Origin of the sequence: Pseudomonas fluorescens, assembly GCF_018614775.1 — a bacterium.
In the GTDB taxonomy this organism is placed as follows: Bacteria; Pseudomonadota; Gammaproteobacteria; order Pseudomonadales; family Pseudomonadaceae; genus Aquipseudomonas; species Aquipseudomonas fluorescens_BY.
This window is the reverse complement of record NZ_JAGGOF010000018.1, coordinates 25,188-36,262: the sequence shown is the minus strand read 5'-3', so window position 1 is coordinate 36,262 and position 11,075 is coordinate 25,188. Positions and strand designations below refer to the sequence as shown.

The window sequence follows — 11,075 nt, the reverse complement described above, 5'->3', positions numbered from 1 at the left end:
GCCTGCTCGCGATGGGGCCTTAAAGCTCAAGCCACATGTGAATCTTGTCGAAGTATTCGTCGTCCACCCGAATAGCCATCGGCTCCAGCCCATACAGCACAAAACCGCAGCGCTGGTAGAGCTTGACCGCCGAGTCGTTGCCGGCGGTGACGGTCAGTTGGACCAGCCGCAAGAAGCTGTGGCGGCGGGCTTCGGCGAGGGCGGCTTGCACCAGTTGCTGGCCCAGCCCCTGGCGGCAATGGGCGGTACCGACATACATGCCGAACAGCAGCGCCTTGTGCCGGGCTTTTTCCCGAGGCTCCAGGGCCAGGCCGACGATACCGACCAACTCAACGCCCACGAATGCTCCCAGCAACACGTCAACCCGGCTGGTCAGGCGCGACTCCCACCAATTGATCGGCAGCGCCGCTCGCTCTCTGACGCTGGAGGTGAAGGCTTGCGGGTGCAGCGCGTACGCCTCAAGCATCAACGCGCGATACGCCGGGGCATCGCCGGCCCGCAGCCGTCGAATGCTCATGCCGCACGCCGTTGCTCGAGCATCAGGCGCAGCGCCAGCGCACCGAGCACAAAGCCCATGACGTAACGCTGCACGGCCAGCCAGCGCGGGTTGTGGACAACCCACGAGGCGATGCCGGCGGCAAACAACGCTATCAGCAGGTTGACGCTGAAACTCACGCCGATCTGGGTCAGCCCGAGGACGATGCTCTGGGTGAACAGCGAACCATGTTCCGGGCTGATGAACTGCGGAAACACCGACAGGTAGAACACCGCTATCTTCGGGTTCAGGGCGCTGGTGAGAAAGCCCATGGTGATCAGCTTGCGAGTCGAATCCGCCGGCAGCTGCCGGGCTTCGAAGGGTGAACGAGCGCCCGGTTTCACGGCCTGCCAGGCCAGCCACAGCAGGTAGAGCGCACCGGCCCACTTCAGCACTTCATAGGCCATGGGCACTGCCAGGAACACCGCCGTCAGCCCGGCCGCCGCCGCGAACAGGTGGACGAAGAACCCCGCCACCACGCCCAGCAGCGAAGTAACCCCGGCCTTGCGCCCCTGGCAGATCGAACGGGAGATCAGGTAGATCATGTTCGGGCCGGGTGTGAGCACCATCAGCAACGCGGCGGCGGCAAAAATCAGCAGGTCCGGCAATGGGATCATGAAATCCGTCCTTGAATCAGCAGGTCAGGCGATGGAGGCTCGATAAAACGGCAGGATCACTTCACCTGTCAACGGCGCCAGGCAAAGATCTCCATCACCGGCCGGGTCGATCCAGCGCACTTCTTCAATTTCGGCAGCCGGCGAAACCACGGTGTCGAGGGTCAGCAAGAACACTTCAGCTTGCACAGTAAACCCGGGCTCATTGGCCGCCGGCGCACTGAACGGCCCCAGGTAACGAGCTTGCGCCGGGTCGATCACAAGCCCAAGCTCTTCCTCCAGCTCCCGGGCCAGGGCCTGGACCGGTTGCTCGTGGGGTTCGATCTTGCCTCCCGGCTGCATGAACGCCCGGGTGCCGCGCTTGCGCACCAGCAGGGTCCGACCGTCCGGCCCGATCAACAGGGCGGCGGCGATGTGGATGAGGGAATCTGTCATGGGGTCGGCCTTGGCGGGAAAACCAGGAAGATTACAGCCCGGGGCAGCGGCCGCAAAGCCCGCTCCCGATTTCAGGATCAGCATGAAGCCCTGTGGGAGCGAGCCTGCTCGCGATAGCGGATTGTCTGTTGTAAACCCGTTGACTGACACACCGCTATCGCGAGCAAGCTCGCTCCCACAGGTTGGACTGTATCGTCTATCAGAGCGCGGTCACCCCAACATCGGCTTCGGCACCGAAGGATCCTCTTCCTCGGGAATCTTGACGAATACGCTGTAGCGAGCGCCTTCCATCGCTTCGAAGGCGATGAGCTTATCCACCAGCGGCCCGCTCAGGACCTTGCCGGCGTTGAGCAGCAGCATGCCGTTGTCGGCGTTGAGGTTGCGCGCCAGGACCATCCCGGCGGCCAGCTCCCGAGTGGTCATGACCTTCACCGTCGGGTCCGACAAGGTCACGTCTTCCAGGTATTCGCCACAGGCCTTGATGAAGTCCTCGATCATGTCCGGGTCGTACAGCTTGCCGGCGTACTTGCGGATGTAGACCAGCGCTTCATCGCTGTTCATCTGCCGTTCGAGGATCAACCCGCGCTGCAGCTCGATGAAGTCCACCGCCAGCTTCAACAGCCGCGAACCGAACGGAATGGCGTCACCCTTCAGGTGCTCGGGGAAACCGCTGCCGTCCCAGCGCTCCTGGTGATGACGGATGATCCGTGCCGCGTCTTTCATCGGGTCCAGGGTCATCAGCAGCGATTCGCTCTGCTTCGGATAAGCGCGATACAGGTCCAGCTCAGTGTGATGGAGCAAGTCGGCCGGCGTGGTCATCATGTTATCGGTCCAGCTCAGCTTGCCGATGTTGTAGAGCGCCGCCGCCATGGTCAGGTCGCGATCCGTGGATTCGTCAAGAAAATGCAGACGGCTGTAGACCCGGATCAACTCGATGATCTGCCGGTTGGTCTGCTTGGCCTTGGGCAGGCGCAGGTTGGCGATCAGCGAGAACACTTCGGTGCTGGTCACATAGCTGCGCTTGAGTTCGTCGTAGGCCAGGTCAAGCATGTCGGCGGTCTGCTGCAACTCGGAAGTGCGCGACGCCACGCGTTTTTCCAACGTGGCGTTGAGCGTCTTGAGTTGCTGATTCTGCTCGCGGTTCAGCGCTTCGAGGCGCTGGCGTTCGCTTTCGGAATGCTGGTGAGCCAGGGCCTGGCGCAGGGCCTGGACCAGTTCGTCATCGTTCCAGGGCTTGCTGAGGTAGCGATACAAGCCCCCGTCGTTGATGGCCTTGGTCATCATGTCCACATCGGCATAACCGGTGAGCAGGATGCGCAAGGTCGATGGATACAACTTGCGGATCTGCGCCAGCAGCGTGGCGCCATCCATGTTGGGCATGCGCGCATCGGTCATCACCAGATCGACCGGCCGCTCCTTGAGGATTTCCAGGGCCTTGGCGCCGCTGTCGGCCAGCAGGATCTCGTAGGGCTGGCTGCGCAATAACCGCCGCAGGCTGTTGAGAATAGACTCTTCGTCATCGACCAACAGCACCGTCGGCTTCTTTACCGGAACATCCGGCGATTGATCTTCCATTGGAACCCCCTCCTAATCACGACAACCGTTCTACCGTACCCCCGAAAGACAGGCTAGTAGATTGCAAACATTTAGGCACGATTTGCCATCACTGGCCGAGCGCATCCTGATGAGCCGGCTATGCTCTACCCCATGAAGGGCCATGTACAGGCCAGAATACTCATGCCAGCGAAAGGGATATCAGATGTACCCACGGTTCCATAGTCAGCATCCCCACGGTGCACGGCCATGAGCCTGCCGTCGGAAAGAGCCAATCGGCGGATCCTGATCGTCGACGACACCGCGACGATCCATGAGGATTTTCGCAAGATCCTCAGCCCCCACGCGCCGTCCGAAGACAACCTGAGCAGTGCCGAAGAGGCTCTGTTCGGCGCGCCGGTGGCGGTCGCCAGCCAGAGTTTCATGCTCGATTCGGCCTTCCAGGGCATGGAAGCCCTGAACAAGGTCGAAACGGCACTGGCCCAGGGGCAGCCCTACGCCATGGCCTTCATCGACATGCGCATGCCGCCCGGTTGGGACGGGCTGGAAACCATCGAACGGCTATGGCGCGCCGACCCCAAGCTGCAAGTGGCGCTGTGCACCGCCTATTCGGACTATTCCTGGGAGGACATCGCCGACCGCCTAGAACTGGGCGATCGCTTGCTCATCCTGAAAAAGCCTTTCGATGCCATCGAAATCCGCCAGATGGCCAGCACCCTGACCGTCAAATGGCAGATGACCGAAGACGCCGCACTGAAGATGGACATGCTCGAACAGGCGGTCCAGGAGCGCACCCGGGAGCTGGCCGACGCCAACATCATCGTGCAGAACAGCCCGACCATCCTCTATCGCCTGCGCGGCGAGCCGCCGTTCCCGTTGATGTACATGTCTCACAACATCACCAAGTTCGGCCATGTCGCGGCGCAACTGGTCAGCTCGCCGGACTGGGCGCAGATGCTCATTCACCCCGACGACCAGCCGAAGATCGATAACGCCATGGTCCGCGTCCTGGACCGGGACAACGCCGGCGCGTCCATCGAGTTTCGCATGCGCACCGGTGATGACACATTCCGCTGGGTGGAGAACCGCTACATCCCGGTGCGCAACGAGCACGGTCAACTGCTGGAGGTGGAGGGAATCATTCTCGATATCACCGAACGCAAGCTGGCCGAGGAAAAAATCGCCCTGTTGGCCCGCACCGACGGTCTGACCAGACTCGCCAACCGCGCCACCATGATCGAACGGCTGCACCAGGCGTTCGCCGCGGCCCGGCGGGGGGCAGCGGCGTTCGCGATGTTCTACCTGGACCTGGACCACTTCAAGCGGATCAACGACACCCTCGGCCACCCCATCGGCGACCTGCTGTTGCAGGAAGTCGCCGCGCGCATCAAGGCCTGTACCCGCGAAAACGACGTGGTGGCACGCCTGGGCGGCGACGAGTTCGCCATCCTGCAACTGGACGTCCATGAACCGACCCACTGCGCCGCGCTGGCGGCGAAAATCCGTGATGCCCTCGTGGCGCCCTACTCCCTGGACGGCAACGACGCGCGGATCTCGGTGAGCATCGGCATCGCCCTGTACACGCCGCAGAGCCTGAGCGCCGACAGCCTGATGGCCCAGTCCGACATGGCCCTGTACCGTTCCAAGGAAAAGGGCCGCAACCAATACCACTTCCATAATGAGGAAATTAACCAGGAAGTCACCGACCGCGTCGCCCTGGCCAATGAGCTGCGCCAGGCCATCGAGAACAACGAGCTGCACCTGCATTACCTGCCGGAGGTCGACCTCGGCACCGGCAAGATCCTCGGCATGGGCGTGCAGGTGCGCTGGAACCACCCCGAACGTGGCTGGCTGGAGCCGGCGGCATTCATGCCGGCCGCTGAAAAGACCGGGATCATCATTGGCCTGGGGCACTGGGTGCTGGACCAGGCCTGCCAGCAGATGCGCAAATGGCGCGACCTGAACATGGCGCCCCCGGTGATCGCCATCGACCTGTCCCTGACCCAGCTCAAGACCGGCCCGGAACTGATCTACGACGTGCTGCGCACCACAGCCCGCTGGGAACTGGCGCCCTGGGACCTGCGCTTCGACGTTACCGAAGGGACCCTGGCCCAGACCAAGTGGACCCACAACGACGTGCTACCGCGCCTGTGTGAATTGGGCGTGCAGATAGCCATCGATGATTTCGGCACCGAATATTCCTCGTTCGATTACCTCAAGACCTACCGGGTCAACCACCTCAAGCTCGCCCAGCGGTTTCTCGACAGCGCCAACGCCGACCCTGGCAACGCCACGACCCTGCGGGCAATCATCAACTTCGCCCGGGATACGGGCATCGGGATCATTGCCGAAGGCGTCGAGACCCAGGAGCAACGCACGACGCTGATGGCCAGCGGCGGCCCGATGCTGGCCCAGGGACATTACTTCAGTACCGTGGTCGACAGTGACCAGGCCGCCGAACTGCTCAAGGCCGGGACCATCGTCCCCGTGGCCGACCACTGGACCCGACCGGCGAGCCAGTTATCGGAGAGCAACCCATGAACCCATTATCGGTACCCGCGAACAGGCGAATCCTGGTGGTGGACGACACGCCGGCCATCCACCAGGACTTTCGCAAGATCCTCAGCCCCAGCGCCGGCAATGATGACTCGCTGGACGACACCGAGAGCCTGTTGTTCGGCACACCCCAGGTCAACCGGCTGCAGTTCCAGATCGACTCGGCCTACCAGGGTGAAGAGGCGCTGGAGCTGGTCAAGCGGGCCCAGGCCGAAGGCCAGCCCTATGCGCTGGTGTTCGCCGACATGCGCATGCCGCCGGGTTGGGACGGCCTGCAGACCATCGAGCGACTCTGGAAAGCTGACCCACGGCTGCAAATCGCGCTGTGCACGGCGTTCTCGGATTACACCTGGGAAACCATGGCCGAACGGATCGAGTTCGACGATCAGTTGCTGATCCTCAAGAAGCCCTTTGACACCCTGGAAATCCGCCAGATGGCCAGCGCCATGACCTGGAAATGGCAGTTGGCCCAGGATGCCGCGCGAAAAATGCGCAGCCTGGAGCGCACCATTGAAGAACGGGTCCAGGAACTGCTCAAGGTTTCCCACCTGCTGCAATACGACGTGCTCACCGAACTGCCCAACAGCATGTTGCTGGGCGATCGCCTGACCCAGGCCATGGCCCAGTGCCGCCGACACGATCGGCAACTGGCGGTGATGTTCATCGGCCTGGACCGCTTCAAGCGCGTCAATAACGCCCTCGGACACCCGGTGGGCGATGAAATGCTCAAGCGCGTGGCCCGGGCGCTGGCGACCGTGGTGCGTGAGTCCGATTCGGTGTTTCGCTACGGCTCCGATGAGTTCGTGGTGGTGCTGGGTGACATCGCCGACTCGCAGCAGACCAAGGGCGTGGCGGAAAAACTGCTGGCGGCGGTCAGCACGCCCCAACCGATCGATGGCCATGACCTGACCGTCACCGCAAGCCTGGGCGTCAGCGTCTATCCGACCGATGGTTTCGACGCCGTGGCGCTGATCAAGAAAGCCGAAACGGCGATGCGCAACGTCAAGGAAACCGGCCCCAACGACTACCGTTTCTTTACCGAAGACATGAACCGCCGGGCCCGCCAGCAGCAGACCATCGAATCCGGTCTGCGCCTGGCGCTGCAACGCAAGGAATTCGTGCTGCATTACCAACCCAAGCTCGACCTCATCAGCGGCAAGGTGGTCGGTGTCGAGGCGCTGGTGCGCTGGAACCGCCCGGATCATGGCCTGGTTTACCCGTCGGACTTCATCCCGGTGGCCGAGGACAGCGGACTGATCGTGCCGCTGAGCCAATGGGTGCTCCAGGAAGCCTGCCAACAGGCGGTCAAGTGGCAAGCCCAGGGGATGCGGCCGCTGTACCTGTCAGTTAACGTCTCGACCATCGACTTTCGCCAGCGCGGTTTCGTCGAAGGCATCGCCCGCACCCTCAAGGAAACGGGCCTGGACCCGACACAGTTAGAACTGGAGATCACCGAAAGCGTGCTGATGCAGAACGTCGACACCACCGTCGCCATTCTCAGGGCCATCAAGCAACTGGGCGTAAGGCTGGCCATCGACGATTTCGGCACCGGTTACTCGAGCCTGAGTTACCTGCAGAAATTTCCGGTGGATGTGCTGAAGATCGACCAGTCGTTCGTCGGCGACCTGAGCATCGACAGCAATGACGCAAAGCTGGTGAGCACCATCATCAGTCTGGGCAAGGGCTTGAACCTGCAGATCATTGCCGAAGGCGTGGAGACCCTGGAGCAATTGGATTTTCTCCGCGCCCACCAGTGCGAGGAGGCCCAGGGGTATTACTTCAGCAAGCCCGTGGAGCCGCAAGCCTTCGCCCAATGGATGGCCGAGTGGGAACAGCGCCCGAACCCGTTTTCATGAAATAGCCTGCTCCATCAACCCATGTTCAAGGAAGCATCCGATGGCGTCACCAGGACTGTTATTGGCTCTCGGCCTGTTCATGGGCTTAAGCGTGGCCGCTCACGCCGAGCCATTGGACGAACCGCTCAAACCGCTGCCGCCCGTTCCAGCCCTGGACCCCAGGCGCGTCCAGTTGGGCCAACGGCTGTTTCATGATCCACGGTTGTCGGTCAACAACACGCTGTCCTGCGCCAGTTGCCACCGCCTGGACAAGGGTGGCGCCGATGACAAACCGCAGTCCCTGGGTTTCGACGGCAAACCGGTGGAGGTCAACACGCCCACCGTGTTCAACGCCAGCCTGAATTTCCACCAGTTCTGGGACGGCCGTGTCGACACGCTGGAAGAACAGGTCCATATCGTGGTCACCAGTCCCACGGAAATGGGCAGCACCTGGGAAGCCGTGGTCAAGCGCATCGGCGATGACCCGGGCTACGCCAAGGACTTCAAGCAAGCCTATCCCGACGGCGTGACCCTGCCTAACATCCAGGGTGCCCTGGCCGATTTCGAACGCACCCTGCTGACCCCCAACTCACGCTTCGACCAGTACCTGCTGGGCAACACCGACATCCTCACGCCCCGGGAAAAATTCGGCTACCAGCGCTTCAAGGAATACGGCTGCATCGCTTGCCACCAAGGCGTGAACATCGGCGGCAACATGTTCCAGAAGTTCGGCGTCATGGGTGACTACATTGCCGACCTGGGCAACCCCACCCGAGCCGACGGCGGCCGCTTCAACGTCACCGGTGATGAAGCGGACCGCCAGGTGTTCAAAGTGCCGAGCCTGCGCAACGTCGCCGTCACCGCGCCGTATTTCCATAAAGGCTCGGCGGCCACGCTGGAACAGGCGGTGGAAGTGATGTTCAAGTACCAGTTGGGCCGTGAGCCCGTCGGCAAGGATACGGAGCTGATCGTCGAGTTCCTCAAGACCCTGACCGGCGAATGGGAGGGCAAGCCCCTATGAAAGCCCTTCACCGCCTGGGTCTGGTGCTCATTGGCGTATCACTCCTTTCGATCCTGCTGTTCATGTATATCCAATCGGGTGCGCAACAGGCCGCCTCGTACATTGAATCCCGGGACCTGGTCCGGCAGCTCAAGCAACAGGACGCCATCTGGGACAATGAGGTACTCAAGACCCGGATCGCCCTGATCCACAACTACGACCCCCTGGTCTCGCCGCTGCACGAAATAACCCGCCTGTGGCAGCGCCTGGATGCCATTGAATCAGCCCCGGGTCGCCACGCGCCAGCGCTGTGGGACACCCAGCGCGACGACTACCTGAAAGCGGTAAAGGAGAAGACCCGCCTGGTGGAAAAGTTCAAGTCGCACCATGCGGTACTGCGCAACTCCCTGTCTTTCCTGCCGGCTGCCGAGGACGATATCCAGAGCCAGTTCGCCCGGCTCTCGGATGAGGAAAGATTGCAGTTGCAAAATGTCGCCATCGACACCTACGACTTGCTGCTCAGCAGCATGGAGTTCGCCCAGATCACCACCCAGGACACGGCCGCCGAGGTGCTGCTGGGCCTGAACCGGCTGGACATCAACAAGGAGCGCCTGCCCTCGGGGCTCCAGAAGGCCGTGACCATCCTGGCCCGGCACATCGCGCTGATACTGCGCGAACAACCCCAGGTCAACGAGTTGTTGCAGGGCATCGAAGCGGTCCCCGTGTCGGATCGACTCGACGCCATCACCAGCCTGCTCGACAAGGACCAGGAAACCGCTGCCGCCTTCCACCAGCGCAACCATATCTACCTGATGCTGTTCGCGACGTTCCTGGTGATGATCCTGATCTGGCTGGCGATCCGGCTGATGCGCAGCTTCGCCGAGATCAAGCGGGTCAACAACGCCCTGAAAACCGCCAACGACGAACTGGAACAACGGGTTGAAGAACGCACCCGCCAGCTCAAGGACACCCAGAGCGAACTGATGGACACCGCCCGCCAGGCCGGCATGGCGGAAATCGCCACCAATGTGCTGCACAACGTCGGCAACGTGCTCAACAGCGTGAACATCTCCGCCGACCTGGTCAGCCGCAAACTGCGCAGCAGCAAGACGCTGGGCTTGGGCAAGGCGATGCAACTGATCAACGAACATGCCCATGACCTGGGGCATTTCCTTACCGAAGACGAGAAAGGCAAGCTGTTGCCCGGTTATCTCAACCAATTGGTGGAGGCCATCGCCCTTGAGCAGCAGGGCCTGAGCGACGAACTGGCGCAGTTGAGCAAGAGCGTGGACCACATCAAGGACATCGTCTCCACCCAACAATCCTATGCCGGGGCCAACAGCCTGCTGGAGCCTCTGAACGTCAGCGAACTGCTCGAAGACGCCTTGCGCATGAACTCGGGCGCCCTGACCCGACATCATGTTACGGTGCTCAAGGAGTATGGCGACGTCCCCAGGATCATGGGTGACAAGCACCGCCTGCTATTGATCCTGATCAACCTGATCAGCAATGCCAAATACGCCATGGCGGGGGTTTCCAACCATGCGCGAAACATGACCCTGAAGGCTGCAGTGGTGAATGGCGAGACCTTGCAGATCAGCGTCAAGGATGAAGGCGAAGGCATCCCGGAGGAAAACATGACACGTATCTTCGCCCACGGTTTCACCACGCGTAAGGAAGGCCACGGGTTTGGCCTGCACAGCTGCGCACTGGCGGCCATTGAAATGAACGGCCAACTGACCGCCCACAGCGAGGGGCCTGGCAAGGGGGCGACCTTCCAATTGCAGATCCCGCTGAAGCTCGCCGAAGGTGAGCCATGAATAACCTGACTAACCGCCGCATTCTGTTGATCGACGATACGCCGGCCATCCATGACGATTTCCGCAAGATCCTCACGCCGGAGGATGAGACCAACACCGACTTGCAGGACATGGAAACCGCGCTGTTCGGCGAGGCACCGAAACCGGTCGCCACCGTGTTCGAACTCGACTCGGCCTACGGTGGCCAGGAAGGCCTGAACAAACTGCTCGAAGCGGCTGCGAAAGAGCGTCCTTATGCCCTGGCCTTTGTCGACATGCGCATGCCCGAAGGCTGGGATGGCGCCAAGACCATCGAAGAACTCTGGAAGCGCGACCCGCTGTTGCAAGTGGTGGTCTGCACCGCCTATTCGGATTACTCGTGGGATGAACTGCTGGACCGTCTCAATGGCCACGACCGGCTGCTGATCCTGAAAAAACCCTTCGACAACATCGAAGTCCAGCAAATGGCCAACACCCTGACCACCAAATGGGCGATGACCTCCCGCGCCCAATTGAAAATGAGCAAGCTCGAAGACCTGGTGGAACAACGGACCCAGGCGTTCAAACAGGCCAGCGAGCTGCTGCAGATGGAAATCGACGAACGCAAGATGCTCGAAACCCAGTTGGTGCAATCGGAGAAGCTCGCTTCCCTCGGGCAACTGGCGGCCGGTGTGGCCCATGAAATCAACAACCCGATCGGCTTCATTTCTTCCAACCTCGGCGCCCTGGACGGCTATTTCGCCAAGC

At 61.6% G+C, this 11,075-nt stretch carries 8 protein-coding genes and 1 pseudogene; 5 read left to right on the top strand and 4 right to left on the bottom strand.

Features of this window, described 5'->3' with window-relative positions; translation table 11 throughout:
- Positions 1-19 precede the first annotated feature (19 nt).
- The 4 genes from J7E36_RS05160 to J7E36_RS05145 all read right to left on the bottom strand — a co-directional run bounded on the left by J7E36_RS05160 (position 20) and on the right by J7E36_RS05145 (position 3,159).
- Positions 20-517, bottom strand: a complete 498-nt coding sequence (locus J7E36_RS05160; protein WP_215000538.1) for a GNAT family N-acetyltransferase — start codon at positions 515-517, stop codon at positions 20-22.
- The gene (locus J7E36_RS05155; protein WP_215000536.1) at positions 514-1,152 is read right to left on the bottom strand and encodes a LysE family translocator; all 639 of its coding nucleotides are present in this window, start codon (positions 1,150-1,152) and stop codon (positions 514-516) included. Before J7E36_RS05155 ends, J7E36_RS05160 begins: the two co-directional genes overlap by 4 nt.
- 24 nt (positions 1,153-1,176) lie before the next feature.
- Positions 1,177-1,584 carry an NUDIX hydrolase gene (locus tag J7E36_RS05150; protein ID WP_215000534.1) on the bottom strand — a complete coding sequence of 136 codons (408 nt, stop codon included), beginning with the start codon at positions 1,582-1,584 and terminating at the stop codon, positions 1,177-1,179.
- A 210-nt stretch (positions 1,585-1,794) separates the two neighbouring features.
- Positions 1,795-3,159: an HD domain-containing phosphohydrolase gene (locus tag J7E36_RS05145; protein WP_215000532.1), complete on the bottom strand. Its 1,365-nt coding sequence runs from the start codon at positions 3,157-3,159 to the stop codon at positions 1,795-1,797.
- A gap of 228 nt (positions 3,160-3,387) precedes the next feature.
- Between J7E36_RS05145 and J7E36_RS05140 the strand changes: the two genes are divergently transcribed.
- The 5 genes and pseudogenes from J7E36_RS05140 to J7E36_RS25485 all read left to right on the top strand — a co-directional run.
- On the top strand, positions 3,388-5,679 hold the full coding sequence (locus tag J7E36_RS05140; RefSeq protein ID WP_215000530.1) for a GGDEF/EAL domain-containing response regulator: 2,292 nt from the start codon (positions 3,388-3,390) through the stop codon (positions 5,677-5,679).
- A complete protein-coding gene (locus J7E36_RS05135) occupies positions 5,676-7,550 on the top strand; it encodes an EAL domain-containing protein (RefSeq protein ID WP_215000528.1) in 1,875 nt (624 codons plus the stop codon). Before J7E36_RS05140 ends, J7E36_RS05135 begins: the two co-directional genes overlap by 4 nt.
- Positions 7,551-7,590: 40 nt before the next feature.
- On the top strand, positions 7,591-8,550 hold the full coding sequence (locus J7E36_RS05130) for a cytochrome-c peroxidase (protein ID WP_215000526.1): 960 nt from the start codon (positions 7,591-7,593) through the stop codon (positions 8,548-8,550).
- Positions 8,547-10,349: a DAHL domain-containing protein gene (locus J7E36_RS05125; protein WP_215000524.1), complete on the top strand. Its 1,803-nt coding sequence runs from the start codon at positions 8,547-8,549 to the stop codon at positions 10,347-10,349. Before J7E36_RS05130 ends, J7E36_RS05125 begins: the two co-directional genes overlap by 4 nt.
- Before the next feature lie 590 nt (positions 10,350-10,939).
- Positions 10,940-11,026, top strand: a pseudogene (locus tag J7E36_RS25485) (hypothetical protein); the annotation flags it as partial.
- Positions 11,027-11,075 lie beyond the last annotated feature (49 nt).

Excerpts from the sequence above, each read along its gene's own strand:
- J7E36_RS05160 (WP_215000538.1), bottom strand. The coding sequence starts at position 517 with ATGAGCATTCGACGGCTGCGGGCCGGCGATGCCCCGGCGTATCGCGCG.
- J7E36_RS05155 (WP_215000536.1), bottom strand. The coding sequence starts at position 1,152 with ATGATCCCATTGCCGGACCTGCTGATTTTTGCCGCCGCCGCGTTGCTG.
- J7E36_RS05150 (WP_215000534.1), bottom strand. The coding sequence starts at position 1,584 with ATGACAGATTCCCTCATCCACATCGCCGCCGCCCTGTTGATCGGGCCG.
- J7E36_RS05145 (WP_215000532.1), bottom strand. The coding sequence starts at position 3,159 with ATGGAAGATCAATCGCCGGATGTTCCGGTAAAGAAGCCGACGGTGCTG.
- J7E36_RS05140 (WP_215000530.1), top strand. The coding sequence starts at position 3,388 with ATGAGCCTGCCGTCGGAAAGAGCCAATCGGCGGATCCTGATCGTCGAC.
- J7E36_RS05135 (WP_215000528.1), top strand. The coding sequence starts at position 5,676 with ATGAACCCATTATCGGTACCCGCGAACAGGCGAATCCTGGTGGTGGAC.
- J7E36_RS05130 (WP_215000526.1), top strand. The coding sequence starts at position 7,591 with ATGGCGTCACCAGGACTGTTATTGGCTCTCGGCCTGTTCATGGGCTTA.
- J7E36_RS05125 (WP_215000524.1), top strand. The coding sequence starts at position 8,547 with ATGAAAGCCCTTCACCGCCTGGGTCTGGTGCTCATTGGCGTATCACTC.